The sequence below is a fragment of the Cytobacillus solani genome, from assembly GCF_001420595.1.
In the GTDB taxonomy this organism is placed as follows: Bacteria; Bacillota; Bacilli; order Bacillales; family Cytobacillaceae; genus Cytobacillus; species Cytobacillus solani.
This window is the reverse complement of record NZ_LJIX01000006.1, coordinates 1,071,951-1,098,812: the sequence shown is the minus strand read 5'-3', so window position 1 is coordinate 1,098,812 and position 26,862 is coordinate 1,071,951. Positions and strand designations below refer to the sequence as shown.

The 26,862-nt window shown below is 35.4% G+C and carries 31 protein-coding genes and 3 pseudogenes; 6 read left to right on the top strand and 28 right to left on the bottom strand.

Annotation, left to right across the window (positions count from 1 at the left end):
• Positions 1–103 precede the first annotated feature (103 nt).
• Both AN957_RS07270 and AN957_RS07265 read left to right on the top strand, forming a co-directional pair.
• Positions 104–1,132 (top strand): IS1595 family transposase, encoded by a 1,029-nt coding sequence (locus AN957_RS07270; protein WP_056683171.1) that lies wholly within the window; start codon positions 104–106, stop codon positions 1,130–1,132.
• Between the two features lie 91 nt (positions 1,133–1,223).
• Positions 1,224–1,592 carry a hypothetical protein gene (locus tag AN957_RS07265; protein ID WP_053474947.1) on the top strand — a complete coding sequence of 123 codons (369 nt, stop codon included), beginning with the start codon at positions 1,224–1,226 and terminating at the stop codon, positions 1,590–1,592.
• Between the two features lie 168 nt (positions 1,593–1,760).
• On the opposite strand, the gene AN957_RS27570 is transcribed toward AN957_RS07265, so the two are convergent.
• Positions 1,761–1,919, bottom strand: a complete 159-nt coding sequence (locus AN957_RS27570) for a hypothetical protein (RefSeq protein ID WP_172797602.1) — start codon at positions 1,917–1,919, stop codon at positions 1,761–1,763.
• Positions 1,920–2,656: 737 nt separating this feature from the next.
• Positions 2,657–3,418, bottom strand: a complete 762-nt coding sequence (locus tag AN957_RS07260; RefSeq protein ID WP_056683168.1) for a TraX family protein — start codon at positions 3,416–3,418, stop codon at positions 2,657–2,659.
• A 129-nt stretch (positions 3,419–3,547) separates the two neighbouring features.
• Between AN957_RS07260 and AN957_RS28985 the strand changes: the two genes are divergently transcribed.
• Positions 3,548–3,766, top strand: coding sequence for a hypothetical protein (locus AN957_RS28985; protein ID WP_342668511.1), 219 nt, complete (start codon positions 3,548–3,550; stop codon positions 3,764–3,766).
• Here the strand turns inward: AN957_RS28985 and AN957_RS28980 are convergent.
• The 5 genes and pseudogenes from AN957_RS28980 to AN957_RS07235 all read right to left on the bottom strand — a co-directional run.
• Positions 3,661–3,897 (bottom strand): annotated as a pseudogene (locus AN957_RS28980) (DUF3267 domain-containing protein); the annotation flags it as partial. The gene AN957_RS28985 and the pseudogene AN957_RS28980 overlap by 106 nt on opposite strands.
• A 165-nt stretch (positions 3,898–4,062) precedes the next feature.
• Positions 4,063–4,245 (bottom strand): hypothetical protein, encoded by a 183-nt coding sequence (locus tag AN957_RS07250; protein WP_053474944.1) that lies wholly within the window; start codon positions 4,243–4,245, stop codon positions 4,063–4,065.
• A gap of 199 nt (positions 4,246–4,444) precedes the next feature.
• Positions 4,445–4,960 carry a hypothetical protein gene (locus AN957_RS07245; RefSeq protein WP_245637770.1) on the bottom strand — a complete coding sequence of 172 codons (516 nt, stop codon included), beginning with the start codon at positions 4,958–4,960 and terminating at the stop codon, positions 4,445–4,447.
• A gap of 221 nt (positions 4,961–5,181) precedes the next feature.
• A complete protein-coding gene (locus tag AN957_RS07240) occupies positions 5,182–5,709 on the bottom strand; it encodes a hemerythrin domain-containing protein (protein WP_056683164.1) in 528 nt (175 codons plus the stop codon).
• Between the two features lie 380 nt (positions 5,710–6,089).
• Positions 6,090–7,517 carry a dipeptidase gene (locus AN957_RS07235; RefSeq protein ID WP_056683162.1) on the bottom strand — a complete coding sequence of 476 codons (1,428 nt, stop codon included), beginning with the start codon at positions 7,515–7,517 and terminating at the stop codon, positions 6,090–6,092.
• A gap of 399 nt (positions 7,518–7,916) precedes the next feature.
• Between AN957_RS07235 and AN957_RS07230 the strand changes: the two genes are divergently transcribed.
• Positions 7,917–8,627: an anthrax toxin lethal factor-related metalloendopeptidase gene (locus AN957_RS07230; protein WP_075209103.1), complete on the top strand. Its 711-nt coding sequence runs from the start codon at positions 7,917–7,919 to the stop codon at positions 8,625–8,627.
• A gap of 78 nt (positions 8,628–8,705) precedes the next feature.
• Here the strand turns inward: AN957_RS07230 and AN957_RS27565 are convergent, their stop codons facing one another.
• The 3 genes from AN957_RS27565 to AN957_RS07220 form a co-directional block, all read right to left on the bottom strand.
• A complete protein-coding gene (locus AN957_RS27565) occupies positions 8,706–8,876 on the bottom strand; it encodes a hypothetical protein (RefSeq protein WP_156341123.1) in 171 nt (56 codons plus the stop codon).
• A gap of 388 nt (positions 8,877–9,264) precedes the next feature.
• Entirely contained in the window at positions 9,265–9,498 is a 234-nt protein-coding gene (locus AN957_RS07225) for a DUF3953 domain-containing protein (RefSeq protein ID WP_056687098.1), read from the bottom strand.
• A gap of 122 nt (positions 9,499–9,620) precedes the next feature.
• Positions 9,621–10,154, bottom strand: coding sequence for a ClbS/DfsB family four-helix bundle protein (locus tag AN957_RS07220; protein ID WP_056683159.1), 534 nt, complete (start codon positions 10,152–10,154; stop codon positions 9,621–9,623).
• A gap of 309 nt (positions 10,155–10,463) precedes the next feature.
• On the opposite strand from AN957_RS07220, the gene AN957_RS07215 reads away from it, so the two are divergent.
• Entirely contained in the window at positions 10,464–10,943 is a 480-nt protein-coding gene (locus AN957_RS07215) for a pyridoxamine 5'-phosphate oxidase family protein (protein WP_056683157.1), read from the top strand.
• A 154-nt stretch (positions 10,944–11,097) separates the two neighbouring features.
• Here the strand turns inward: AN957_RS07215 and AN957_RS07210 are convergent, their stop codons facing one another.
• The 18 genes and pseudogenes from AN957_RS07210 to AN957_RS07130 form a co-directional block, all read right to left on the bottom strand.
• A complete protein-coding gene (locus AN957_RS07210) occupies positions 11,098–11,433 on the bottom strand; it encodes a DUF6054 family protein (protein ID WP_056683154.1) in 336 nt (111 codons plus the stop codon).
• A 36-nt stretch (positions 11,434–11,469) separates the two neighbouring features.
• Positions 11,470–11,640: a hypothetical protein gene (locus tag AN957_RS27560; protein ID WP_156341122.1), complete on the bottom strand. Its 171-nt coding sequence runs from the start codon at positions 11,638–11,640 to the stop codon at positions 11,470–11,472.
• A gap of 322 nt (positions 11,641–11,962) precedes the next feature.
• Positions 11,963–12,685 carry a class I SAM-dependent methyltransferase gene (locus tag AN957_RS07205; protein ID WP_056683150.1) on the bottom strand — a complete coding sequence of 241 codons (723 nt, stop codon included), beginning with the start codon at positions 12,683–12,685 and terminating at the stop codon, positions 11,963–11,965.
• Between the two features lie 25 nt (positions 12,686–12,710).
• Entirely contained in the window at positions 12,711–13,232 is a 522-nt protein-coding gene (locus tag AN957_RS07200) for a GNAT family N-acetyltransferase (protein WP_056683147.1), read from the bottom strand.
• 282 nt (positions 13,233–13,514) lie between these two features.
• Positions 13,515–14,813 (bottom strand): alpha/beta hydrolase family protein, encoded by a 1,299-nt coding sequence (locus AN957_RS07195; RefSeq protein WP_056683144.1) that lies wholly within the window; start codon positions 14,811–14,813, stop codon positions 13,515–13,517.
• A gap of 179 nt (positions 14,814–14,992) precedes the next feature.
• Complete coding sequence (locus AN957_RS07190; protein ID WP_056683141.1) at positions 14,993–15,427, bottom strand: DUF3021 family protein; 435 nt, start codon at positions 15,425–15,427, stop codon at positions 14,993–14,995.
• A 16-nt stretch (positions 15,428–15,443) separates the two neighbouring features.
• Positions 15,444–15,881, bottom strand: a complete 438-nt coding sequence (locus tag AN957_RS07185) for a LytTR family DNA-binding domain-containing protein (RefSeq protein WP_056683138.1) — start codon at positions 15,879–15,881, stop codon at positions 15,444–15,446.
• 72 nt (positions 15,882–15,953) lie between these two features.
• A complete protein-coding gene (locus tag AN957_RS07180) occupies positions 15,954–16,712 on the bottom strand; it encodes an ABC transporter permease (RefSeq protein WP_056683135.1) in 759 nt (252 codons plus the stop codon).
• Positions 16,709–17,452, bottom strand: coding sequence for an ABC transporter permease (locus AN957_RS07175; protein WP_056683132.1), 744 nt, complete (start codon positions 17,450–17,452; stop codon positions 16,709–16,711). The genes AN957_RS07180 and AN957_RS07175 overlap by 4 nt, the downstream gene beginning before the upstream one ends.
• The gene (locus AN957_RS07170; protein WP_425388873.1) at positions 17,449–18,171 is read right to left on the bottom strand and encodes an ABC transporter ATP-binding protein; all 723 of its coding nucleotides are present in this window, start codon (positions 18,169–18,171) and stop codon (positions 17,449–17,451) included. The genes AN957_RS07175 and AN957_RS07170 overlap by 4 nt, the downstream gene beginning before the upstream one ends.
• 83 nt (positions 18,172–18,254) lie before the next feature.
• On the bottom strand, positions 18,255–19,265 hold the full coding sequence (locus tag AN957_RS07165) for a sensor histidine kinase (protein ID WP_056683125.1): 1,011 nt from the start codon (positions 19,263–19,265) through the stop codon (positions 18,255–18,257).
• Positions 19,262–19,938 (bottom strand): annotated as a pseudogene (locus tag AN957_RS07160) (response regulator transcription factor). The gene AN957_RS07165 and the pseudogene AN957_RS07160 overlap by 4 nt, the downstream one beginning before the upstream one ends.
• Before the next feature lie 103 nt (positions 19,939–20,041).
• Positions 20,042–20,236, bottom strand: coding sequence for a hypothetical protein (locus AN957_RS28285; RefSeq protein WP_056683122.1), 195 nt, complete (start codon positions 20,234–20,236; stop codon positions 20,042–20,044).
• Positions 20,237–20,287: 51 nt separating this feature from the next.
• Entirely contained in the window at positions 20,288–20,782 is a 495-nt protein-coding gene (locus AN957_RS07150) for a S4 domain-containing protein (protein ID WP_056683117.1), read from the bottom strand.
• 476 nt (positions 20,783–21,258) lie between these two features.
• Positions 21,259–21,576: pseudogene (locus tag AN957_RS07145) on the bottom strand (hypothetical protein); the annotation flags it as partial.
• 8 nt (positions 21,577–21,584) lie between these two features.
• A complete protein-coding gene (locus tag AN957_RS07140; RefSeq protein WP_056683114.1) occupies positions 21,585–22,292 on the bottom strand; it encodes an aspartate/glutamate racemase family protein in 708 nt (235 codons plus the stop codon).
• 542 nt (positions 22,293–22,834) lie between these two features.
• On the bottom strand, positions 22,835–24,112 hold the full coding sequence (locus AN957_RS07135) for an ATP-grasp domain-containing protein (RefSeq protein WP_056683112.1): 1,278 nt from the start codon (positions 24,110–24,112) through the stop codon (positions 22,835–22,837).
• A 14-nt stretch (positions 24,113–24,126) separates the two neighbouring features.
• Entirely contained in the window at positions 24,127–25,371 is a 1,245-nt protein-coding gene (locus AN957_RS07130; RefSeq protein WP_056683109.1) for an MFS transporter, read from the bottom strand.
• A 561-nt stretch (positions 25,372–25,932) separates the two neighbouring features.
• Here AN957_RS07130 and AN957_RS07125 point away from each other — a divergent pair.
• The gene (locus AN957_RS07125; protein WP_056683105.1) at positions 25,933–26,844 is read left to right on the top strand and encodes a DNA glycosylase; all 912 of its coding nucleotides are present in this window, start codon (positions 25,933–25,935) and stop codon (positions 26,842–26,844) included.
• The last annotated feature ends 18 nt before the right edge of the window (positions 26,845–26,862 follow it).

The following is a 26,862-nucleotide window of genomic DNA, read 5'->3' as shown; positions in this document are numbered from 1 at the left end:
TTACTTAAACTTTGGCTCTGTTATAGGTAAATGTTGATATTTGATGCATGTCCAAACTCTTGGTAAAATCAACATAAGAACAAATATTCGTGGAGGTTATCGGGTGAGCAAAGCGTTTAGCAATTTGTTAAAACATATCAATAAATTACCACATACCAAAAAAGAACAAGTCTATCAATGGGTTAAACGCTATGTTGAGCCTTCTTCCTCTGCTGGTGGTCGGCTAATTAATGAAATGAGAGAAACACGCTTCAAGGATGGATTCGAGTGTCCACATTGTTCATCAGAACACGTTGTTCGGTTCGGAAAGTATAATGGTCGGCAACGGTTTCGCTGTAAATGTTGTGGCAAAACCTTCACCGACACAACTAATACAGTCTTGTACCATACCCGAAAAGGCAACGAATGGATTACATTCGTTGATTGTATGTTCAGAGGATATTCCCTACGAAAATCGGCTGAAATTGTTGGGGTTACTTGGGTTACGCTTTTTTATTGGAGACACAAACTGTTAAACGCCTTAAAACAATTGGATGTTGAACATTTTGAAGGTATCGTTGAAATTGACGAAACCTATTTCCTGTACTCTCAAAAAGGGCAACTTGGTATCACAGAACGTAAATCACGCAAACGTGGTGGAAAGTCCAAACACAGAGGAATAAGTCACGAACAGGTTTGTGTTCTCGTTGCCAGAGACCGAACAAAAGCAACCGTCTCCAAAGTTGCTTGTATGGGGCGTATTGTCAAACCGAAAGTTGATGATTTGATTGGTTCTAAACTGTCTAAAGAAAACGTAATTGTAACCGATGCTTGGAGAGCTTACAAAACCTATGCAAAAGAAAAGGGTTTAGAGCATTACCGTATTAAATCAGACGGTGGCAAACACGTTATCAAGGGCTTGTATCATATCCAAAATGTCAACGGTCTCCATTCCCGCTTAAAACAATGGATAGACCGTTTTAAAGGTGTGGCTACAAAATACTTGGATAATTACCTTGCTTGGTTCTTATTTGTTGATAGTCGTAGTAACGAGAGCACTAAACAACATATAAAAGAATTTCTATTAACATCATTTGTATTTGAAATGACGGACACATATGATAGTTTGCGACTATCAAAATTCAAAATATAACTTTTTATAAAATGGTGGTTCGGTAAAATGTTCCATATGTTATAATATTTTTACAGAAATAACCGTAACTTATGGAAAGGAGATTCGTAATATGGATTATACAAGTGTGGCTATGATGGCTCTTATATGGGGTGCTTTATTAGTTTATTTTTTGACACCTTTTCAAAGAAAAACAGAAACAAAATCATACGTGAAAATGAATTTTTCTGATGCTTTAAAATACAGTTTTATTAAGGTAACATTCCATAAAAAAGCGATTTTAGCCTTAGCTTTTATATTAATTTCCTTATCTGTAACTTCTTGGTCGCAAAACCAAGACGATTATTATAATGAGATACATGGCATTAGTTCCCAAACACAACCTATAAACTACACTATGGGAATTGTTGTGTTTTCAGTAATGATTTATTTATTAATTGTAGGAAGAAAAACCATAAAACTTTTTAGGGACAAATTATAATGCAATGAAAAATAACAGTGGGAAATCCTATATTTGGGTTTCCTAAATTTATAGCTATTTTTCAACATTAAACATTAACAGAGCCTAAACTTTAATAAAATTTTCGTTTTTCAAAGCTAATTATCCAGTGAAGCTATGAGAAAATAAAATTATCATCACAGCAATGTTTCAGCATTTTGTGGAAAACTTAATTGTCCAGGCTAGTGCTTTATTTGATACCTCGTTTGCTCGATCAATATCACTAATGATAAATGCACAAACAATGGCAATTAATATTAATGGCGGCCAAAAAAGTACATGGTCAATTTTCATTTTCTTTTTTTCCAAAGCAATTCGACTTCCTTCCCTTAACATTATTGTGAGTACTGGCCTTGTCACTCAATTTGAATGTTTCAACTCACTTTGAAACTATGCTTTTTCTTACAACCTCCTTCCATTCACTTTGTGTTTGTGAAAAAATGAGCAAATAAAACATCATTTCCCCTTGTCGCTAATATATAATGCAAGTAACGTGCCAAAATTTAAGAGAGAATTTTTATAAAAAAGGCTCTAAAACGCGTATTTTCGGATAGAATGACCACTAAAAAAATGGATTTCTTTTATCTTGTTGTTAAATATTTTTTACATGTTAAATATTTTTACCAGCAGGGATCGCCATGTATCAAACAAGAGCTACTAGTCGTTAAATTTTTTTCACAAGATTTCTTTAAGCCTGCAACCAAAGATATTAGAAAACAAGTATTAGCGGTGCCTAATCTGTTTTATTTCCTTTAATCTCATTTTTTTGATCTTTTTCTCAATGTTTCAATCGAATCTTGAAAAAACATTTTCCCTTTTCATGTTCCGCTGCTTGAATAAGAAAAAAAATGCGACCTTCATCATTGAAGAATCGCACTCATTAATCAAATATGATGTTTTTTGAAACACTAAATAACCATCCAATAACTCAAAACTCTCGAATGTCAGATAATCATCTAAGACATTATATGAAAAATATTGCTGTTCCTTTTCATACTCCCAAATATTATCCCAGTAATTTTGAAAGTGTGAACTCAATCTTAATATTATTGTAAGCTTCTACCGATAAAATAAAGAACAATTATATGTATGGGATAGAAGAAATAGAAAAAGTATTTTAATCCAACCCCTTTTTTGCCGTTATAGAGCAATAATAAGGGGAGTGCCAAAAGCATTAGCCACTGAATATCTCCAAATTTAAAAAAGAGTCTATTATGAAGTTCAAACATATGGCCACGCTTTATTGTTATCACGAAAATAAGTGCAGAAAATAATAGATAGTATAGCGTTAATTGTTTTTTAGTTTGAAAGTAATAAAACCCAACACCTAACAAAACAAATAAAATGCCACCTTCAACAAATAACGAATTCCCTAATACTGCTCCAAGGAAATACTCATCCAATAGCTTATTAGTAACAACGAATTCAATGAAAAAAATAATAGGCACAGCACTAATTAACTGCCAAAGGAGAATATAGGTAAACTTCTTTTTCTCAATGGCGTAAAGAAAAAGACCTATTAAAAATAATGGCGCAAAAAAATTATAGTTGTCATTATAGTTTGATCCTGGCATTGCTATTAATACAAGATTAACTAATGCCATTCCAACACTAGCAATATATAAACGTAATAAAAACTTCTTTTTATTCGTGGTATGGCGATAGCCAATCCCAACGAAATAAATGAATATAGGTGCTGCGATCCGCCCTATCCATCTTAAATATTCTGGCATATTGGGTATGAAGACACCGATATGGTCAAGTAGCATTGCGACTAAGGCAATGATTTTTAGCGTGGTAGTAGTCACTTAAGGATTCTCCTTTTCAACAAATGGTTACATGCCTCATACTATTGCAAACGGTAATATCCTTTGCAAAATATGGCGTTCTTCGGTTTAATAGCAATTAAAAAAGAATTAATGATGTCTGAGCTAGAAATCACAGCGTTTATCCAGCTCACAAATAATAAGATTTACTTGAGATCTCAAGATAGAAAAAACGATGCAATGGCAGGCACTACTGATAAAACAATGAGGGGTAAGCTCATAAAGACCCAAAATCTCGGTTTGGATAGAATTGCATTTGTATGTAGCCAGAAAAAGATGCCGCTAAACGTTAAACTAATATCACCTTTTTTGATTATGACAATGATGTGAAGGGTTTCATGAATGATGAAGATGAGGATACCTATTAAAACAAGAGCAAATACAGGGATCGGGGGGAACCATTCTCTAAAGAAATATGGAATCAGAAATATCATGACCTGGAGTAGATAAACAAACTTCATATAGTGCGTTTGTAACCATTGATTCCGTATAAAAGGGGTCCATTCTGACAAATCAATCCTTACTTGTGGTAAATGTCTGAACCACAATATCATAAGATTTCACTCCTTCTATCAATCTATACCGCACTCCATTAAAAAACACTGTTGGGAATTTAACGACTTTGTTTAAGCCTTAATAATTTTCTTAGCAATTAAGCTACCAACGAAAGCAGATACTACTGCTATTATTGGGATAAATAGTGTTGAGTTACTATACAATGTAGTAAAATAACCACAACTAGGGACTAACACTAAAACAAATAAAACTGCAAAAATAGATTGTCGAAAATTTAATTTCATTATGTTCATATAAATCCTCCATTTATTTAGTACCAGCAACCATCCTAACCGTTTAGGTTAAGTACACGTATTAACAATCTATTTATAGAGTTTTGAATAGGCTAGACTAAGTATGGATGCAAGGTTTCAGTTCCTACTGATAATATTGAAAAAATAGGAGAAGGACCTTAGTGGACACCTGCTTCTCATTTAAAACTTTCTGATTTTTTTACTGCATGGCATCCACATTTAATGGGTTTCGGACAGATGAGATTATCAAAATTATTTTGAGAACATCATTTTTATCAGTTTGTAAAAGACACCGATAATCAAACGGGCAAAAGGAGTTGTTATTGGTAGTAATACAAAAGCATAATGTTCCCCAAACCAATGTATCCTCGACATTTATTGTTTCCATACCGCCTCTTACAATTGTTTCACCTAAAATTGCTCCAATTGTTCCACTAAATAAAGTTACGAAAAATGCACTTAAAAGACTTATTAGCCAGAGCCGTTTATTGGATATTTCATTTTTCTTATGAAAATATCTACCCAACACTCCAAACGTAATCGCAAAAGGAATGATCACAGAGAAATACAGCCAACTTTCCCCCCAATACGTAGTCATTCCACCAGCCCATACCTGAGCTATTAACATAAATAACAATGCCGTAATAAAAGAAATTATTATTCCGAAAACGACACCTGCAATTTTTTTGCTCATAATTCTCCATGCCTTTTTCATTATAAGGACCCCATCCTCGCTCATCTCTAAACTCTATTATTCATTAATTCTTTCATTTCTTCCCCACCTATTTATAATTCCATTTTTGTAAATATCTCCTATTTTAACATTAGATGTAATGTAATTAAATAGAAGCAGGCACCTAAGTGGATGCCTGCTTCTATTATTTAGTAAATATCAATTCGCCGTATCGAGACCTTTTCTGCGGTGAGGCGAAGTTCCTAGCGCGCTCGAAACCGTCTTTCAAGCTCCTCCTTCTCCCCAGCCGACAGTATTTTCTCTGCCAATGGAAACAGCACTTTTTCTTCTCTATCAAAGTGCTGAATTAAAGTTGCATATGCTTGGACAGCGTATACGGCAATCGCTTGGGCTTCATCTATATCAATAGCGGGTCCAGCTTGTTCCGCTTCAATCAGAAAACCCTGTAAATGCAGTTCAGCCTTTTCATGTTCAAATTCCATCACTTCAATGGTTTTGTCATTCTTTCCAAGGTGGTTGGTCATCATAGGGAACAGCCAGTCATCTTCTTTTTTTGAATGTGCCTTTAGCTTGCCATTGAAGGCCGAAATCTGCTCGTATAATTTCGTAAACTCTTGAATGACAGCAGGACCTGATTCGAATTCTATCTCTTCTGTGATCTCATAGAAGAGATTCATCTCTTCCCGGAGTGACACATGCTCGTCCTTTAATTGCTGCAGTGGAAACTTAATACAACGTTTGAAGCCTCCATCCTCCCATTCCTCCTCCATATCCTTCACTCATCATCAGCATTCTTATCACCCATGATGGCGTTGGTCTCGTTCTTCTTAAAAGAATACGCCAAACCCACTGACAATTTTGTGAGGATCATCACAAGAATACAATGAGTCCGGCACACATCCAATGGCCAATCTCAAATGCAAAAATAGGTCCTGCCCTAATTACGCTTACTTAATGGAGTCAGGTCCAGTGCCCATCTTTCTTTTCGATTTTACTCATTATCAAAATTTTGTGCAGTAAAACAACTTCTGATTATGTTTATTATGTAAAATAACCTTGAGGGATTGATGCCTGGTTCATTCAAAAAAAGAAGAACACAATGCTTTTGCACGTGTTCTTTTGCCTTTTTCTTTAAATGAAACTTCCCGTTTTATTGATTGACATAAAAAATTCTAGTTTCTCTGGTGATTTTACCTGCATGATTAGCAACTTCGAACGTAACTACATGGAATTTTTCTTTTAACGGTTCTTTCACCTGGAAGGATAAAGTTGAATTTTCTTTGTCAAAGGTTGGCTGATATTCCATGCCATCGACGATCACACGCATACTGGCCTCATCTAATTTAGATCCTTTATCGCGTACGATAGCAGCTTTCAAAAGAGGCGTATTGCTTTGAATCACTTCACCCATTTTGAATGCTGGGATAATAGAAAGCTTTTGGCCGACATTGTTAGGGTTATGGGCTGCCGCCTTTTCTACTTCTTTTAAAACACGCAATGTATTTTTTCCTAATAGCTTCTCAAGATCTTGTTTTGAATAACCTCTTTTAACTAATTCCTCTGTTACCTTATACAATTCCGAAGAATCTTTTATATCGGCTGGCAGTGGCCCTCCATCAAAATCAGAGCCTAGCGCTACATGATCGATGCCAATTAACTTAACAGCGTAATCAATATGATCAACATAGTCCTTTATATAGTTTGGTTTAGTTGGATACCCATACGTCAAAAATTCAGGGTAAAAAACAATGCCTACTACCCCACCATTTTTTGCTAATGCCTTAAGCTGATCATCTGTTAAGTTTCGTTGATGATTTCTTAATGAATGGACGGCTGAGTGACTTGCAATAATTGGAGCTTTAGAAACCTCTATAACATCCCAAAAGGTATTTTCAGACATATGTGATACATCAATGATCATTCCTAGTCTATTCATTTCTTGTGCGACCTTTTTACCCAGTCCAGTTAGCCCGCCTTGAGAAGGGGTTCTGTTTGGATCCCCATATACTCTGTTTGCTCCTTCTCCTAAGGCATTTGAATAGTTCCACGTAAATCCAACTGCTCTTATCCCAAGGTCGTAATATTGATGGAGTAATCCAATTGCATTATGTTCCTCTAAGGAATAGGCACCTTCAACAGTTGGCACAGCTGCGATTTTTCCATCGCGAACAGCTTTCTCAATTTCCTTTAAAGAAGGAGTGATACTGAAAATATCTGAATTCCTTTCTTCAGTCCAATAAAGTGCATTAATTAAAGCTAATGTTCTGCTTATGCTGCGCTCATTATTTCCGTAATAGCCTGATGTATAAGCTGCAAAAAACGGAACTTTAAGCCCTCCCTCATGAAGTTTCGGTATATCAATATGGAATGGTGTATTATTTTTAATATCGGTCGCTGGCAGCCATGTATTTGGATCAACAACCTTCATCATCGTATCATTATGGCTATCTACGACTGTTGAGTTAAAATGTATATCTAATGCCGTTGAATCCTTTGCAGATACATTACTTTGTTGATATGTAAGTGTGCAAGAAAATGCTAAAATGACAGCCGCAAGTAGAACAGACAATTTTTTCATGAAAAACCTCCTCGTAAGTTCGTACACTATAAATCTTGCTATGATCGTTTTCACTAGATGAGTTACTATTTAGAAGTAAATCCCTCCATTCATTCCTATGATTTAGAAGCAAGTGATTCTTGTCGTTTAGATCATTATATAACCGTGCTTTGCCATTTTCAAATATTACTGAATATTCAGTAATATAGTCCTGTCCTCATATATTCCTTTAATCATACGTAAGAAAAAAGAATGTTACAAAGTACTTAATCCCTTCGATAATGCAATAACTCTATGAAATTATTAAAACAATAAAAATATCTTAGGTACTTTATCCTGAAATGAACAATTATGAAGGGAAACTACTGAATTCAATAGAATATTTTTTACTTAAATACTACTAAATTTAGGAGGATTAATATGAAGAATATCTTACTGAAAGGAAAAAGGGCATTTTCCACGCTATTATTGGCGACTATTTTAACATTCTCTTTTTCTACTGCTGCTTTAGGGGAATCTGGAAATACACAATCACTTAAAATGAATAATGTCCTTGAAAGGGTTGTGATTGTTGAAACAAAAGGGGATTATGATCAGGAAGAGGCTTTAAATATGGTTAATCGTATCTGGAGCATTCCAACTAATATTTTGAATGTTATGTATAAGCAAGGGGTTCAGGTTAAATTTATCAATTTTCCTCTTACTGATTTGCCAGAATACGCATATTTAAAGGGAGAAGTTCCTAGGGGATGGGAACATACTCCATATACTTGGGATGATGTACCTGGTATAGGAGGGCAGACAGTTGTTGCACGAATTGGCTATAGTTATAAAAAAATGCATAGCTCTGTAAACCTTGAGCTTCATGAGACAGCACATGCCATTGATAATTATGTATTTAACAATATTAGTTATTCTGATGAGTTTACCAAAATTCACACTCTAGAGCATGATGATTTTAACGACAATCCCTATTTCGATTACAAGGAAGAATATTTAGCCGAAGCTTTTGCCTATTTTTATGCTGGTTCAGATACTAATGAGGAGTTAAAAGAAAAAGCACCATTAACTTATAAATTTATTAATGAGCTTCAACGAAATATCCCGTCAGAGAAGCATTCAAATAAGTAGAAATATAGAAAAGACCATTCGATAAGTCCTGCTTCATGGAAAAATCACGATGCGTGCATGGTGATTTTTTTCTATTGCTTAATTAAAGCCTCCATCCTCCCATCCCTCCTCAATATCCTCACTATACTCTATAATAGCGTCAATCTCTTTCTTGTTAAAAGAATACGCCAAATGTGCTGACAATTTCGTGACGATCATCACAAGAAAAAATGGAGGCGGTACCCATCCAATGACCAATCTTAAGTGCAAAATCAGCCCTTCACCTTCAATCCATTTAGCCTGATTGACGCCTAATACTTGTTTTCACCGCTTTTGTAATAAGGCTCTGTTATAACTGAATATTGATTTTACTGTATTTAAAAAATAAACGGAAAAATTCCGTTTAAATTGGGAAACACCCATATTTTCTTAAAAATAAAGGAAGTTTTTCCGGTTATAGTATCCAAATTTTGCGATTGTATCTGAATTAGAGCAGTTAAGCGGAATATTTCCGCTTATATCTGCTTCTTAAGCTTCCTCTTTATACATTAGGCGGAAATTCTCCGCTTATGAATTCTCGACCTACATGAAAATCACCAATGAATAATAACAGAGTCTTAAATAAAAATGCGATTACATGATTCTGCAACCGCACCCTTCAGCTTAATAGGAATCCTTTTATTGATACAAAAAATGAAAATAAAAAAACAGCAATTAGAAGACATCCCATTCCTTTGTGTCCTTTTTTAAATTCTTCTAACCCCATAACCAGCATGGTTAGAGCTAAGAAAAAAATCATAAAACTCCCAAACGTAAAATCTTCCGTAAACAGTCCATATGAAGCAATTAAAAAAGTTATTACGGTAAATACAAAACGAAGAATTTTTAACAATAGATCATTTCCTTTCTGCTTAAACAACAACAGTTGGAACTCTTATTACAGCGATTACAAAAGTAATGAGCATTATTCTGTTCCATTTATCAATCATACCATATTAAAAAAGTCCCTTTAAATTAATTCACAAAATGCTCCTCTTTCCTTTCTTTTATAGACTTTGCGATTGCTTCACATTTCTTTATTGCCCACATGTAATGATCGGAAGTGTTTGCTGCAAAGTAACTGTGTAAATTACTAGTTTTTGTCCATTTATAGTATTTCTTTGTCATGATTTCTTCATTGGTATGTGATTGAATGAGTTCCATCACTCTTTTATGACTTAGCTTCAATTTTTTTATCGCTTGATTGAATGTTACATCTTGATAGGTTTCCAAAATTTGCCGATTCAATAGATTAATTGTTCGCCATTTGTACCCAGGTGCTGGAACAAAAGGGGTATCTCCATCCATCCCTTCTCTATACCACCTCTCAAGCATTGCGTGCCATTCATACAGATGCATCAAGACATCGCGAAAATTCTTATCTCTTTCTTGCGTTTCAATAGAAATGTCCCTTTTTCTGCTAGGGATGGATTCTATGATTTCAAGTAAAGCTTTAAAATTGTTGTCGCTATTCAGTAATAGATTTTCTTTTTCACTTATTGTTAGCATGAGCATTTCCTCCTCTTCGACGACATCGCTCCTAATATATATTAGAGGCAGATTGAAAAAGATTGATTTTCTAAGCATTTAGGTTTCACGTCGCCCTTGTGTTGATGAAAAAAAGCTGCCACAGTAATCCATTGCTCCAACATGACTGTGTAAATTCTTAGGCCCTTGTATTTTCGCCATTCAATCGTTTAAATCCTCTATTTGTTCCAGGTCTTTTGTTTCCAATTGGTTTGAGTCCATTTAATAAGAATAAAAGCTAGTATAAAGGGTAGTATACCTCTATAAACATGAATGAGGTGACGAAAAAACATGATAAAACAAGAAGAAATGGAAACATTAAGAGAGTTAATCAAAGAAGTAGACACGGCCATGCTGACTACGGTAACGGAAGAAGGGCTTGTTTCTCGTCCTATGAAAACACAAGAAGTTGAGTTTGATGGGGACTTATGGTTTTTCACGAAAAAAGAGACGAATAAATATGAAGAAATTAAACATGATCAAGATGTGAATGTGGCTTATGCAGGTAAATCCTATGTTTCCGTCCGTGGAAGAGCAGAAATCGTTGAGGATTTAGACAAGAAAAAGGAGTTGTGGAGCAAAGCATATGAGACAATCATGCAAACCTCTTATGATGATCCGAACGTTGTCTTGATCAAGGTAAAAGCGGAATCAGCCGAATATTGGGAAACCGGCAATTTTACGAAGAAGATCGCCTTTCTCTATAAACGCATGACAGGGCAAAGCGCTAAATCGACTGATGGGAATGAAACGGTTGAATTGAATCATTAACAGCAAAAATGGGTTGTCTGGTTATAGGACAATCCCTTTTTATATGTTGAGTGATGTTGATCCATTTGTTTCTATATAATAAGTGAAAAAAGTGTCTCCAGATTACAATGAGAACCATCTATATCGTTCATCCACCTCAGACATAGAATGAAGTTTATTTCATTTGTTCTACACTTTTTTTCACGATTTCTACCATTTCGTTTTCAGTCCCAAGACTAAAGTTTAAAAAAACTCCGCTTCCTCCGCCAGCTCCAATAGCTGAAATAAAAATATTATGGTTATCACCAACTACAGTTAGGCTCAAACTTGCTCTGTTGCCATTTCTCATAAAATATTTATCATAGACTCGCACAGCTATTTTAGTAGTCCCCATCATATGATTACTATCATCAACTAATTTCATGCTGATTCCACTATTGCCAATATCGTTTTCCAAATGCTTAACTACTTTCTCAAATTCACCAGTCAATGTGTTTTCATACTTTGCCATGATCCCATCTCCCCTTGCTAAATAGTATTTCAACCTTTAGAATCCAGCGGGACCATCCCCACTATTCCAATCACTACCCACTTTTCCTTTGTTTATACTAGGATCAATGCTCATGGTATGCTTATCATTTCTTCTTTTCTTCCTTCTGCAATCGATCCATAAAGAAAACAACAATATTCCCACAGTTAATTTAATAAACCACCACATATAAATCCCCCCTTTAATAATTATACGTTTATCACATTATAAAGTTTTAATTTTCAGTTACTTCAAACAAGAAACACCTACGTATGTTTAGGCAAAATCTGAATCAAAGCCTATTTGGTAATGCTTTATTTATTCATTCAGGAAAACTCTTTTTGCTAAGAAAAAAAAGCTACTCTCCCCTTGGAAGAATAGCAGCCCTTCAGTGAAATAGAAATGAAATTCTACACCTAACTGTTTACAACCAGTACTGTATTAGCTTTAGTTCTGATAACATTTGTGGCGATCAAAAATTTAAAGGAATATCCCTTATTACCCACAAAAGCTAGTATTCCATTGACTTTTTTGACGCTGCCTTTACGATAAGGAAATGGGGACTGGTCATGAGGTAGTTATAAGCTGTTTCCTTCACTTCTTTCATCTTTTCTTGGGGTTGGGGTTCAATCAGCTGATTGAGATTAAAATATTCGGTTGTTTCATTTACGATGCTTTGCAAGGGTCTTCTGTAAAAGCTGACATCAATGGTCATATTAGGTTTGTTCCAGGTTTCTGATAAGACTTGGGTTTCAAAGTAATCTTCACACTTGAATCTCGTATAGTCCATAAATGGGTGATGAACGGAAAATATTAAAGTCCCGCCTGCTTTTAGAATGCGATTGAATTCTTGAAAAGTGTAAGTCCAATCCTTTAGATAATGAAGCGTCAGTGAGCTGATAATTATATCAAAGGAATCATCCTTAAATGGCAGGGCTTCTTGAAGGTCCTGACAAAGAAATGCTGCTGCATCCCCTAATCGCTGCTTCGCTGCTTTCACCATTTCAGGACTTACGTCTATACCCGTCACAACTGCCCCTTGATGCAATAATTGAGAAGAATACCATCCAGCTGCACATCCTGCATCAAGTATCTTTTTCCCCTTTAATTCAGGAGGCAAAGCTGCCATCATAGCTGGGCGTTCATAATAGGCGTTATAGGGACTCCCTTCATCAACATCGTATCGATAGGTATTGGCTAACTTATTATAAATCTCTCTCGTAAAATCTTTCATTTCATTCCCTCCTGTGTAAAAAACATTAAAATTTATAATACCAAAAGATTGCAATTTCTTTAGCAGTTGGTAAGTTTGAATAAAGCATCGTATCAATTGCACCGATGACAAAGTTATTTTTGGCATAAAAATGGCAAGCTGAAACATTAATATCTTGCGTTTCTAGCATAAGACCACAAAGGTTATTCTCCTTTGCCCATTCAATCGCTTTATTCAATAATGCTGTTCCAACTCCCTTTTTTCGATATTCTTCAGCGACAGCAATATCTTCAATAAAGGCATATCCATTCCAGCTAGATCGTATTCTAATCTGACCAATACAGGTATTTTCAGCATAAAAGAAATAAACAACCTTCCCTTCTTCTTCAATATAGCTGTCATCCATTTCTTCATCTTCATATTTCTTGAAATATGGCTCAGAAAAGACCTCCTCCGTAAATTCCCAAACATTGTTTTCATATGTAGGTAGAATTCTCCCAGTAACAATGAAACCTTCATTCGATTTATTAAAATCATTCATATTAGATTTTGTCATTTTAATGATCATGGTAATCCCCTCCTCTTGGAAAATAGATGTAATCTCTCATCAAGCATTGCTAGGAAAATTCAAAGCTACTGCCTTTTGTACAATAAGTTCTACGAAAATAAGCGTTAAACCTTCTTAACATTCATTAGGATATAATAAAAAAAATGTACGCAAAATGATTGTATTTTATTTTAGATTTCTCAAAAACATTTTTTTATTTTACAATTACCCTTATTAAGTTATTAGTTACAATACAAAAAAATATGGCAGTAATTTTGTACAAACGTCTATTTAGATACAAAATCAATATGTCTTCTTGGGATTGAAATGACCAATGGCTTTTAATTCATAGTCAAAAAATTCAAGAATTAATTCATTTTCCATTTCAATGCAGTAATACGGATCGATGTTAGCTTTTCCACCTTGTAGCGTATTTGCAAGTATAGGAGAGAAAAGCTGTAAATCGGTCAAGCTTAAATGTTTTGCCCCTTTAAAATGAGTAGTATATGCTCCTTCGAACTGTTTATTGTTGAGTTTGTTTGCTACATAAACAGGAGTACTATCCAGTTGTCTCCAAACATCGTCCGAATAAATGTTAAAAAGTGGGGTTGTGTAGGCTTTGCTGCTTGCCATAAAATTATTATCTGCTTTGTTATAAACAAGTTCACTAAAGAAAGGGGCATCGATATTTACTACTGCACTCACATCATCGCGCTCTCTGCTTAGCCATACGCTTGCGGCACCTCCCATTGAGTGCCCGAACACACCAATTTTCTCTGTATTGATATGTTGATAAAGGGGATTATTATCATTTTTAGCTTTTTTAAGGATTGTATCAATGACAAAATTCATATCGTCTGTTCGCAGTTTCATCCATTTTTGAATGATATTGTACAGTTCTTCATTCGAGTACATGCCTCTATTCATATTTTCGACTTCTTGGCTAAAATCTGAATTGATCATAGTTACTGTTCCATCCTCTGAACGAGTATAGAAGGAATGATAAGGATGATCGATGGAAACGACTACATAACCGTGGCTTGCAAGTTCAGTATAGGTAGAGCTATTGCCATCCTTAATGCCATATGCTCCATGTGAGAACACCAAAAGTGGGTATATGCCATTGCCGTTTTTCGGATACCAAAACCCTACATTCACAAACCTGTGCTGCTCCTTATCCGTAAATTCTTCCATACGGTTTTTATCCGTATATGTGTAAGTAGCGGTTGCCACTTGATATTCACCAGTTACTTTTGGTGATTTATGCTGCGGAAAAACAATTGCAGGTGCAAGTGAAAATACTGTTACAACTATCATTCCAATGGATTTCCACACAATTTTAGACGTTTTATATTTTTTGTTTTCCTTATTACGAATAAGAGAAACTGTCGCCTTTCCCGCTAATAGGAGAAGCAGTATACCTAGCATTACCCAGCGTAAACTCCACACAATCACAGAGGAAAGTGTGAGAATGACAAATGTTATAAAAATAGCAATCCTAATCCAATTCTTTGTTTTTTGATGGTTTTGCTTCATTACAATACAGTTGATTGCAAAAGCAATCTCGAAAATCAAAACGATCAATAATATTAAATTTGCCATAGTAGTTACTCCCTCTTTCCGATCAATTTTATGAACTCATCATAATAAGCGGCCGAAAAGAAGTATATAGAAAAACGGTAAGTTGCTTTTACAGGCAAATAAGATGCAAAAAAACGGTAAACTATAAAGCTTACCGTAAAACAATCTGTTGAATAAAAAACTGCATAATGATTTCTCGACTACTCATTATCATTTTTCTTAAATGTTTTTAGTTTTTCGTTAATTGCTTTGGCTTCTTTTATATCATTTTTCCATGACAACAGACGAACTAGTATATAGATAACAGCAATTTGCAGTGCAAAAATAATTACATCTAATCCACTTTTCACAATACCAAAAACGATCCCAATGGTAATCAATAGAATCTCCAAGGTAAAAAAATGAATAGCCATTCTTATACGCATTTTCTTCTCACTTATATCATTAGGAGAATACAAAATAAATCCCATTAATACACTTACAAATGAGAATGCCATAATGATATAAATCGATTTCAAGTCAAAGGCCATAGTAGGATCATATATTTGTCGCAAAATAGTAATTATAATGATTATAGATGCGAAGATGATCAAGAAATCCTTAACCATGTTTCGTATAAATTCAGAAAGTTTCATATATGTATCCCACCTTTTACAATCCAAGCATTTTTTTAAGGACCGGCACATACTGCCTTGATATAACAGCACGTTCCCCATTATCAAGCACTGCCTCGAATCGGCCATTAAAGGAAGGGTGAACGGATGAAATTTTAACTATGTTTAGTATGGTTGATTTGGTTGCACGGAAAAAGTCCTTTTCTTTACATATTTCCTCTAACTCATAAAGCTTATGTTTCACCTCAAAAACGTTATCCTTGCAGTAAAGAAAAACCTTTCCGTCAACTGCCTCAAAATAATAGATATCTCTAAGATTAATACGATGAACTCGATCATTTTGATATCCGATTATTATGAGGGGTTCAGTTTTTAATTTACTTACGATTTCACGTATTTCTTCATCTACCTCATGACACATAATGAGGATTTCTTCTTCCAGTTCTCTACTTATTTCTTGTATTGAAATTTTCAAAATATCACCCACGAAAATTCAAACTATTTCAGATTAGATGCCCGTGATTCTACTAGCAGCTATTCCTTAACCTTAGGCATCTCGTTTACGGTAAAATACAATAGCTACTGTAATAAAGATCAGTGTCCATAACATTGAAATACCTGTTCCTTGCATTGGTGTAAGGACATTTATTTCATCAGAGGAAGGCGGCATATACATATAAGATCCTGCCGTATCCGGAAAATAATTTTTACTGCTAGGCAGAAAATCTCTCAACAATGGACTGACAATGAAATAATAACCAAGCAGCACCACTAAAGCAGGAGTTGTTCGTCTTAGTAAAGCCCCTATAGCTGCACTGAGAAGTGTGGTTAATGTTAGATAGCCTGTTGCACCTGCTATTGTTTTTATCATTATGTCTATTTCAATCACGACTGCTGTGTCTCTCATCATAATAAAAGCATATAGTACACCTGATGCAGCAATAATAAACGCCACCGGAATCGTTATGATTGCCAAGGCCAAATGCTTCGCGGATAATTGAAACCCACGCCAAGGTATCGTAGTTAAAGTCGTTCGAATCTGTCCACCCGTATACTCCGAACAAGTAGCTAAGATACCAAGAATGATGAACCCCGCTTGAAGATATCCCATAGAAGCAAGTCCTATATTCAGTATGCTTTGCGTTCCTGCTGCTCCTTGTAGACCAGCAGAAGTAAAAGCTCTGGTTAAAACTAAATTAATAATGAATGTACCCATAATAGTGAACCATATCAATGGTAATGTAATTAATTTATCCAGTTCCGCGCCAAGGATTTGTGTTATCTTTCTCCTAGATGAGACACTCATGATGCAACGTCCCTTCTATCGAATACAATGTCTGCTATAATGAAAAGAACGGCTACCCAAGCAAACATGATTAAACCACCTGTGAATGGGGTGTGAAATCCGCCGCTCATTAACATATCAGTGCCAGCTCTATCTGGTAAGTAAAACGCTAACTTTGTAACCTTAGTAAGGAGGTAAGAGACGGTCACAACAGATGAATTTATAATAAGCACAGTAAGCGGGATCATGCCATTCTTTGTTAGAACCGTAATCCCAAATGCCAAAAGAGCAGTAAATGTCCAGTAACAAACCACACCGATCAGTCTAGATGCTTCAAATGCAGGGGCGTATTCCCCAAGAATAAGGTTTGTTGCTGACACTGTTGCTAGAATAGCAACAATAGAAAGTAGTGCGCTGGTCACTGTCACAGCACCTGCTTTTGCCAGCAAAAAATGAAATCGGGATGAAACAACCGTTAAGCTCGTTGTTATCTGATTCCCTCCACCCGATTCACTGCTCTCTGTCAAATACTCACTGCTGACAGCAAGCACACCAAGAATAATGATACCTTGTACACCAAGACCTAATCCTATATAGCCAACTTCCGATAGTCGTATACTAACTCCAGCTATAATCTCCTCTTTTTCTGCTATGCTGTCCAAGGCAGCAATGGCGGCTGGGGCAAATGCGCCAATAAGAAAGGCAAGCCACATGCCCGGCAGGGAGAACAATTTAGATAGTTCCGCGTTAAATGCTCTCATACAGCATCACCTGCATGTTCAGATGTCAGGGCAAAAAAGGCTTCCTCCAGCGTGGCATGGTTACCGATTACTTCTTCCAATGTTCCTTCTGCAACGACTTTTCCATGATTAATAATCACCACATCATCAACAGTCTCTGCAAGCTCTCCCATTAGATGACTGGATAGTAACACCGTTTTTCCAGACGCAGCACGTTCGCGTAAAAATGTGCGAATCCAGCGAATTCCTTCCGGGTCGAGCCCGTTTACGGGTTCATCTAAAACCAATATTTTTGGATCCCCAAGTAGTGCAGCTGCCATTCCAAGTCTTCTCCCCATTCCAAGGGAGTAATTTCCCACTCTTTTCCCAGCTACTTTCGTAAGATCGACTATTTCCAGAACTTCCTCGACACGTGAGCGAGACAATCCTGCAGCACGAGCAATCCAGCGCAAGTGTGCCCGTCCTGTTCGCATACGATGAGCTCCAAATCCATCAAGCGCAGCACCTACTGTTGCTAGAGGATTCTGTAATTCTGCGAATGGCACTCCATTAATTAGTGCACTCCCTGAGGTGGCCCGATCCAATCCAAGCAGAATGCGAAGTGTAGAACTTTTCCCTGCCCCATTTGGACCTAAAAAACCAGTTACTCTACCGGGTCTAGCTTTAAAACTGACACCTGATAAGATTTCTTGCTTTCCGCGATGTTTGACTAAGTTATTAATTGTAAGCAACCATAACACTTCCTTTCTGTTATGGTTCTCATTATAAAGAAGCAAAGTTACATCTCGGTTATCATGTTGTTTACTTCTGGGTTAACTTTAGGTTAAGCTCGTCCAATAGCTACTCTTGTGCCATTTTCATTTGATGTAAAGTCAGCTTTCAGCTTCATTTTTTTCAGCATATAATTGGAAGCCGATAAACCAATTCCCGCCCCATGCTCATAGGAAGAGTGATCCATACCTGGACCTTTGTCTGCAACAATGATCTGTTCTTTTTCTACATCAACTACAATGCTTGCACATTTTCCCTCTGCTGCATGGCGAAGAATATTTTGAAATAAGTTATCCAGAACCCGTGTTATCCATTTAGGATCTACTTCCCAATAAAACGTCTCCTCTGTCGGTAAATCAACATCCAACTGAATTTCTTTTTCTTCAAATACAGGATACCATGCAGCAACAGATGCTCTTACTAAACGTGCAATATCTGTTGAAGTGGGTTGAAAAGGATGTTTCCCAGATGTAAGCAATGTATAGGAAAGTAAATCATCCATTAGATCTCCGACTCTTGTAACCGTATGGTTCACCTCTGATAATGAGTTTTGTCCTTCTAAACTCATGGATTCTTTATTTAATCTGGTGACATGTCCTCTCAAAATCGTAAGCGGCGTTCGTAAGTCGTGAGATAAATTCGCAATGAGTCGATGTCGTAATAATTCCTCTTCATATTCTCGCTTGCGACTTTCTTCAAGCTGCTGAATCATCCAATTAAAAGAACTTCCTAACTGGTCTATTTCATCCATACGATCCGTTTGAACAGATATTGGTTTAGGAAATGAGTGATTAGTAGCTGAAAATGACATGACTTCCTGTAAACGGGTAAGACGTTTACGAAGTCTTAAGAAGAAAAGCCAAGATATGACAACAAATGCGACAATAATAAAACCAAACAGAAGTAGTATAACGTAAAATGGATTTAACGTATTTAGATCTTTTTCATTAATATCCGAAAACCCAATGAACGAAAAGAAGATAATAAGCACAATTGGAGGAAAAAAGATAAATAGAAAATGTCCTACTAGAAAACGACGAAATAATGAGCCAGTTTGTTTCATAGTTTCACCCGATAGCCTATTCCCTTCAACGTTTCAATAATCTCCGGGGAATCTGGATACCGTTCCAACTTTTGACGCAGTCGACGGATATGCACTATTAATGTTTTATCACCAGTTATGTAAGATTCCTTCCAATTCGCTTCATAAATTTGTTCTTTTGGTAAAACTTGATTAGGGTGGCGTAAGAAATACATTAAAATTTGATGTTGTTTCCCTGTCAATATAATTTCTTCTCTGTGTGCTTGTCATATACCATTTGGACTTCTGGATCTACTTCAATATGATTTCCTAATGAAATTCGTTCGGAATGTGTTCTGCCACTGCGACGGATTAATACTTCTAATCTTGCAACTAATTCATCCGTATGGAAGGGTTTCGTTAAATAGTCATCAGCAAATTGTAAACCATCTACCTTATCATTTATCGATGTTCGAGCAGATAACAGCAAAATAGGAACAGCAGGAGCTGCCTTTTTTAATCGTTTTCCCACAGTAAATCCGTCTAAACCGGGTAACATGATATCCAGAATAACGATTTCATGCTGATGTACTTCTTCTTCCGCTCCTTCACCAGAAAGCAGCCATTGAACTGAAAATCCTCGCTGTTCCAATTCTTCTTTTACCCAGCTGCCTATTTTCTCATTATCTTCAATATATAATACGCTTCTTTTCAAGTAACATCCCTCTCTCTTGGTCAAAATTAGCTTGTATTATAACATAGTAATTTAAATGGCTTGTAGCAAGTATTCCAGTTCAGTAGAATACTTGCTACATCACTTACTCTAGAATCATCCAGTTAGGACCTTTTTCCAATATGAATTCATATTGTGAAAGTTGCATAGCTCTGCTTAATCCAAGATTAGCTAGATTAGGTAAAGCATATGAGAATATTGAAATCCAGTATTTTACTTCCGTGAACCAGCCAAGAAGCAGCAGATCTTCCCCACAGAAATGCAAGAAAATTGCGTTCATACATGGTATTCACTAATTTTAAAATGTAGTTCGGCTGCTAAATGTTTTTCATCAAATGAAAATGGAAATGCGTTTTCCCTTTGACAATCTTGAACTAGGTTTAATGACTTGTTCATTTATTTGAATGGCTCCTTTTTCAATCTTTTCTATGATCTGTGACCGACTCCAATCCTCAATTTGGTTTGCAAGCACTTTATCAATTCGGTGTGTTCCTATCACTTCATCTAGTACAATGTGGATCACCTTTACTCCTTGTTCTGCTAAGCTGGTTATTGAAATGGCTGACATAATTGGAGCTTCTTCTTTCTGCTCCTCAATTTCAGCAACATGCTCTGAGAACGTTTTATAGATTGCTAACTTTTTGTTCCATGTATGATTTTTTTCGCATTTATAGATCGCATATTTGTATATACTTTTTCCGTTTGCGTTATGCCTTCGCACATTGGTATCCGTAAAAACTGATAATTTGCCACACATTTTGCAGTGTTTCTTTACAGCTCGTTCTGGAATTTGAGAAAGTTTCCAGTGGAATGTTATATTTAGCATTAATCCTTCACCTCTTAATAAGATAAAGGAACGCAAGCATCTATTTGGATAACTTGCAGCGCAGTATAAAATTAAATGATAAAAAATAAAAAGGAGATCCTACACAAGGATCTCCTTTCGCATCAAGACTACAGGGTTGCTTGGTTCCTTTGTAATGAGAAAAATGGGCATACTACCCCCTTGAGAAAAAAACAATGTTTTTTGAGGGTGATGCTATCCAATTTATTGATCATTACAAAGTAAATATTGGCATACTTGTTCTCCTGTGTCCTTTCTATCCAAATAGAGTTATTCCCATTTTACCACATAATCCCATTTAAATACAAACGTTTACTTCCTTCTTTTCCAAGTACCATTCGTACAATAAGTTGGCATACAAAGATATATTGAATAATTTAATGTTTTCGATACTCAGGATCCACTCCCCCTAACCAGCTGTAAAACTTATTTTTATCAAGTTCATAGCCAATCTTGAATACTTTGTGATCTTCAAACTGAGCAGCCATTGTCAGGCAGTCATAATCCACTAAATATAGTTGGTTTTCCGTTACTTCTATATATCCTGCAGCTTTCCTAAAGCATGTATCAGCTATTTCTTCTGTCCCTACTCTAACATCTACTTTCCAAGAATATTCAATTCCTTCTTCCGCCATTTGAAAAACCAAAAGATGCCCTTGCTTCATCTCGTCTCCAAAATGCTGCAAAAGACTATCTAACTCTCAATCTTCATCTACGAAAGATTTGTATGTAGCCGTATTCGCAACTCCAATAAAATTTGCATCACCAAAATTCATACAAATTCTCATTTTATTTCTTCCCCTTTCGGCCATCTTTCCGTTAATGATAAATATTTATGTACAACGGCTTGTGCAAGACAAGTTGATGAATCGACAAAGTAAATATCGCTGGATTTTTTATCTGTAACAACATTTAAATCTGTACATGCAATAATAGCCGTATCAATTGTTTCGGCTAATTCCGAATAGAATTCATCCCATATATATTGGGACTCATTAATTTGACCTTGTTTAATCTTTACTATTATTTTATTCACATAGGTTTGCCAACTATTTTTATGTATCAAATCAAAACCATGTTTTAATAAAGATTCTTGAAATAATCCAGACTGAACCGTTGGATTGGTAGCTAAAAGGGCTACTTTTTTTGTGTTTTTTGGTATTTTCATTATTGTCTCATCGACCATGTTTAATAAGGGAACTGAAACTGAATTTTTTAACTGATTAAAATAGATATGTGCGGTATTACATGGGATGGCAATAAAATCAACACCTGTTTTTTCAAGCCTTTGAGCACCATTAGTAATTGCCATTTCCATGTCCGTATGATTGATAGGTTTATCAACATAGAAAGGCGTTGGACATGAATAAATCATCATGTGTGGAAAATCAATGTCATTTGTTGCTCCATATATCTTTTGGCATTCATCTACAATTTTATCGACAAATGGTCCAGTAGATTTTGGTCCCATTCCTGCTAATATTCCAATCATAAAATTTCCTCCTAAGAAATGTTTGCCTTTATATAATTTTCAAATCATGATTATACTTTATTATAGATCCTTATTAAACTTTCCTGCTACCCACAAGTACCTTACTGACTTTATCATAAGTATTCACTTTTTCTTGATATTCTTCCTCTACTAAATTGGTCCTTTACATAAAGAAAGAGCGTAATTCTTGTTTGCAGAATTACGCCCTTTAATGAAACAACAAGGAGTTTCTATTAGGTGGTTTTGTTGAATTGACAATTTGAATCGTTAATGTAATTTACAAAGGATATCTATGTAAACCTGGAAGGCTATTAGGATCATAATAATATAACTCTTCCTTTAGGCTTAGTTCATCTAACCCCTGTGGTAGTCCCCAAATTTCTAATAACAAAATATCTTTATGCTTTTTCTTGCCAATCGATTGGTTTTCTGAAATGGTTTCTTTTTTGAAAAGTTATGAACTCATTCACGAGAATACTCTTCCAATTTTTAGTTAATAGACACATGCGGTTTAAATTGTCCTTTTTCTTGATATAGACCAGTCATGTGCCACATTCCTTTTTAAATATTTTTTTAAAAGAAGGTTTCCATTCTGACAAATCCTGATAAACAAACGTTATATTGTCACATATTTTATCTGCAACTTCGTACATATGTTTTATATCATTAGCCGTAAATAATATATATCCTTTGCGGTGAGTACTATCTACAATAGTTGGTATGATGTCGCCCTCTTTTACTAATAGATCAATTAATACGACCTCGGATATGTTAGCTAACCCTTTATACTTGATTTCTTTTAAGCAGCCTGGTTTTGGAATCAAGCTTAAAGACATAGCTTGACGTTTTGAAGGTACACATCTAAATTCATCTATAGTCTTAGTAGCTAACGCATCATAATAGAATCCAAATTGAGATATACCGGTTGTTAGTTCTACCATTTTCCAAATATTACCTCCACCTATCCTGACTTGAGACTCTATGATTATTGGCTTATTTTGTTTGTCTATCTTTACTTCTGTATGAGTAATGCCGTCTTCCAGTTGCATGTCGTCCAAAAATAGCATGACTTTCTCAATAATTAATTTTTTTTGAGCTTCATCTATAGGTGCTGGCATAATAGTATAGTTTATTATAAACGTATCTTCTTTAAATATTTCAGCTGATATAGCTAGTATAGAATGTTTTTTGTTATAAGAAACGGCTTCGACCGTATAAACTACGTCACCTTCAACGTACTCTTCCACTAAAATAGGTAGTTGAATCCCATTATCTTTAATAAATACCTCCACGTCATCTCCCATGGCTAGCTTAGATACTCCTTTACCACCTGCGCCAATAGGGGGCTTTATTATAATACTATCTTTTTTGTTCAAAAATTCATCAATGTCTTTTATGTTATTACAAACGATCGAATCTATCGAATAGTCTTTGCCTGCTAGAATTTCACGCATCATGTCTTTATTGCGGGTTATCATATTAGCGTTGTAAGGAAATCCTTTAACATTAAAAATCTTTGCAATTATGCAAGCCGTATCTAAGGCTGCTTCGTTGAAAGATACAACCACATCAAACGGTTTCTCTTTGTGCAATTCTTCAGCATAGTATACACACACGGGTATGTTTGTTGTGTCTATTTCTTTTTTATAGAAACACTTTTCTAAGATCGTTCCATCGAAATATATGTGTTTAGTGTAAGACCCTATATACGAAACAGTATACCCCCTGTCTATAGCATCTTGTATTGGCTTTGTCCATCCCCCTATAAATAAAACGTGTGGTGTATTTTCTAAGTCAGTTCCTTTAAATTCCTTAAACATCATAATCATCTCCTCTAAATTGAATTCGTATATTCAATGTTGGTTCCTTTTGATACGCCTCGCCTTAACAACACGATTAAACACAATGTTGTTCCGAAGCCCCCTATAAATAACGTAGTTTGAAGCCCAAATATAGAAACTAAAAATGCACTAGCAAAACTCCCCAATGCCCATGCTCCCCAATTAAGGGTACGCTGTACAGCATTTACTCTGCCTAGCATGTGACTGGGTGAGGCAAGTTGTCGTATAGTTGCAGCGTAAGGGCCAAATACACCTTCTCCCATACCATGTATGATACTTGCAGCTACTATACCGTAAACGGTTCCTAAATATCCCATTATCGGTATTAAGGACAGACCGATAACTGATACAGTAGCGCTATAAATAAGCATTTTTGTATTATTAATTTGTTGACTTTTTTTTACGAGTATCGTATTGCCTATTAAAAATCCCACCGCTGCCGAACCTACAACAAAGCCTATTTCAAGTTCAGATAGACCCATAACCTTATAAAGGAATATTACTAAAATGCTATTTAGTATGTATTTAAAAAAACCGTAAACAGCGCCACAGCTTACAATTGGTTCCAATACAGGGTGTTTTTTAAAATATATCAAACCTTCATATATGTTTTTATATATGGATTTTATATTTACGTTTTTTAAAGAGCCTTCTGTATGCGGTTTAAACCTTGAAATAAATAATACACACAAAAAACAAACAAAATACGTTACTGCGTCAACAGTGAATAAGCCTGTTAATCCAACTAGAGTAATAATGATTCCTGCTAGCATAGGACCAATTACTATAGAAAGAGACTCCGAAAGGGCTAGTTGAGCATTTCCTTTTTTTAAGTTGTCTTTATCTGTTAATATTTCCGGTAAGAAAGAAGGAATGGCAATGTTGTAAAACGTGGTAAATATTCCATTTAAAAACATGAGAAACACCAATAAAGGGAACGTTATTATATTTGTTACAGTCAGTATGAATACTGATAAAAATAAAACGCCTTGACATATACTACAAACTAGCAAAACCTTTTTTCTATGAAGTATGTCTATCAAAGCACCGGCTACTAATCCGAAAATTAGGTAGGGTATGAATATAATCCCACGAAGCAAGGCAGCATTCGCCTCGCTTGTTTCTAGTACCTCTAATGCAAAAAGAGGCAAAGCTACTACTGTAAACTGGGTACCTAACAAACTTATAGACTGTCCTAGCCAAAGCTTGTAAAAATTAAAATGTTTGTTATTTTTCATAATACACCCCATTAGTTCATATTTTATAAATTTCCAAGTTTACGATATAAGTAAGATCAGGCGATACCTATCTTCCATCTAATGTCTGAACCATATAAAAATTCGAAACCTGTTATAAAAGCGATTTTAGTTCCAAAATGAAATGATAACGTTAGGGTTCGAAACCCATCTGGCTAATGAAAAGTTCATCTTCCGAAAAATACTGCCGCATTCGTTTATAAACCATTTGATAGACGGATGGATGATACCATTCTTCCATTTCCAGATTTCTATATAATGCTTGTAAGCCCATCTTGTGTGTTCATTTACCAATTACATCCCAATTTAAGTTTTCGACACGTGTTTTTATATCTTGGACCATTTTTATCCACTCCTATTCTTGATAACTAACACTATAACCTCATAAATAGAAAAAAATAAGGTGTTTAGAATGTAATAGCAAGATAACAAAATTAGTAAGGATTATTATGTGATAAAGTAAAATTTGAATCAGTGTGAGTTTTCTTATAATTATTTTGTAAATAGTTTAGAAAAGCGTAATAAGATGAGGAGAATGAAAAAGTGACATGGCATGAAGTCAATGATGTTATTGTCATTACATTACCTGAAAATTTCGACCTGAATGCTAACCTAGGCTATCTAACAAGGGGAAAAAATGAATGCATGTATGAAATAGAGAACGATATAATTACAAAAGTTATAGCCATTGGGGATATTCGGTCCTTAGTACAGGTAAGCGTAATCAATAATAAACAAATGGTTGTTCAATTCCTAAATGATTCTAGACCTATTGAAAAGTGGAAACGGGAAGAGATTGTAAAATATATTCATGAATGGTTTGATCTTGATAACGATTTAACGCCATTTTATAAAATGGCAAAAGCAGACCCATTACTTAAAATGCCTGCTCGAAAATTCTATGGATTGCGAGTTGTCGGCATTCCCGATTTATTTGAAGCTTTATGTTGGGGAGTTTTAGGGCAACAAATTAACTTAGCCTTCGCGTACTCCTTAAAGAAGCAATTTGTAGAAGGATTTGGCGATTCTATCGAATGGAATGGTAAAAAGTATTGGGTGTTCCCACCGTACAAAAGAATTGCACAGTTAACACCTACCGACCTAGCAGATATTAAAATGACGGTAAAAAAAAGTGAATATATCATTGGAATTGCGAAGTTAATGGCAGATGGGGAATTATCGAAGGAAAAATTATTGAAAATGAACTATAAAGAGGCTGAAAAAGACTTACTTAAAATACGAGGCATCGGTCCTTGGACTGCCAATTATGTCCTGATGCGCTGCCTTCGATTCCCAACAGCTTTTCCAATTGATGATGTGGGTCTTATTAATTCGATAAAACTATTACGTAATATGGACCGAAAGCCTACGAAAGATGAAATCTTAGAAATATCGTTTCCATGGAAAAACTGGGAATCATACGCTACCTTTTATTTATGGCGTGTCCTTTACTGAATAATTACAACTTAAACC

What these genes read in the sequence shown, in the direction of transcription:
- AN957_RS07220 (WP_056683159.1), bottom strand. Translation starts at nt 10,154, where the DNA reads ATGCTAACAATAAGTGAAAAAGAAAATCTATTACTGAATAGCGACAAC.
- AN957_RS07165 (WP_056683125.1), bottom strand. Translation starts at nt 19,265, where the DNA reads ATGAAACAAACTGGCTCATTATTTCGTCGTTTTCTAGTAGGACATTTT.
- AN957_RS07210 (WP_056683154.1), bottom strand. Translation starts at nt 11,433, where the DNA reads ATGGCAAAGTATGAAAACACATTGACTGGTGAATTTGAGAAAGTAGTT.
- AN957_RS07230 (WP_075209103.1), top strand. Translation starts at nt 7,917, where the DNA reads ATGAAGAATATCTTACTGAAAGGAAAAAGGGCATTTTCCACGCTATTA.
- AN957_RS07140 (WP_056683114.1), bottom strand. Translation starts at nt 22,292, where the DNA reads ATGATTGGAATATTAGCAGGAATGGGACCAAAATCTACTGGACCATTT.
- AN957_RS07180 (WP_056683135.1), bottom strand. Translation starts at nt 16,712, where the DNA reads ATGAGTGTCTCATCTAGGAGAAAGATAACACAAATCCTTGGCGCGGAA.
- AN957_RS07235 (WP_056683162.1), bottom strand. Translation starts at nt 7,517, where the DNA reads ATGAAAAAATTGTCTGTTCTACTTGCGGCTGTCATTTTAGCATTTTCT.
- AN957_RS07200 (WP_056683147.1), bottom strand. Translation starts at nt 13,232, where the DNA reads ATGATCATTAAAATGACAAAATCTAATATGAATGATTTTAATAAATCG.
- AN957_RS07130 (WP_056683109.1), bottom strand. Translation starts at nt 25,371, where the DNA reads ATGAAAAATAACAAACATTTTAATTTTTACAAGCTTTGGCTAGGACAG.
- AN957_RS07245 (WP_245637770.1), bottom strand. Translation starts at nt 4,960, where the DNA reads ATGAAAAAGGCATGGAGAATTATGAGCAAAAAAATTGCAGGTGTCGTT.
- AN957_RS07150 (WP_056683117.1), bottom strand. Translation starts at nt 20,782, where the DNA reads ATGCTAAATATAACATTCCACTGGAAACTTTCTCAAATTCCAGAACGA.
- AN957_RS28285 (WP_056683122.1), bottom strand. Translation starts at nt 20,236, where the DNA reads ATGAACGCAATTTTCTTGCATTTCTGTGGGGAAGATCTGCTGCTTCTT.
- AN957_RS07195 (WP_056683144.1), bottom strand. Translation starts at nt 14,813, where the DNA reads ATGGCAAATTTAATATTATTGATCGTTTTGATTTTCGAGATTGCTTTT.
- AN957_RS07250 (WP_053474944.1), bottom strand. Translation starts at nt 4,245, where the DNA reads ATGAACATAATGAAATTAAATTTTCGACAATCTATTTTTGCAGTTTTA.
- AN957_RS07135 (WP_056683112.1), bottom strand. Translation starts at nt 24,112, where the DNA reads ATGTTTAAGGAATTTAAAGGAACTGACTTAGAAAATACACCACACGTT.
- AN957_RS07265 (WP_053474947.1), top strand. Translation starts at nt 1,224, where the DNA reads ATGGATTATACAAGTGTGGCTATGATGGCTCTTATATGGGGTGCTTTA.
- AN957_RS07205 (WP_056683150.1), bottom strand. Translation starts at nt 12,685, where the DNA reads ATGAAAGATTTTACGAGAGAGATTTATAATAAGTTAGCCAATACCTAT.
- AN957_RS27560 (WP_156341122.1), bottom strand. Translation starts at nt 11,640, where the DNA reads ATGTGGTGGTTTATTAAATTAACTGTGGGAATATTGTTGTTTTCTTTA.
- AN957_RS07240 (WP_056683164.1), bottom strand. Translation starts at nt 5,709, where the DNA reads ATGGAGGAGGAATGGGAGGATGGAGGCTTCAAACGTTGTATTAAGTTT.
- AN957_RS07175 (WP_056683132.1), bottom strand. Translation starts at nt 17,452, where the DNA reads ATGAGAGCATTTAACGCGGAACTATCTAAATTGTTCTCCCTGCCGGGC.
- AN957_RS07215 (WP_056683157.1), top strand. Translation starts at nt 10,464, where the DNA reads ATGATAAAACAAGAAGAAATGGAAACATTAAGAGAGTTAATCAAAGAA.
- AN957_RS07190 (WP_056683141.1), bottom strand. Translation starts at nt 15,427, where the DNA reads ATGAAACTTTCTGAATTTATACGAAACATGGTTAAGGATTTCTTGATC.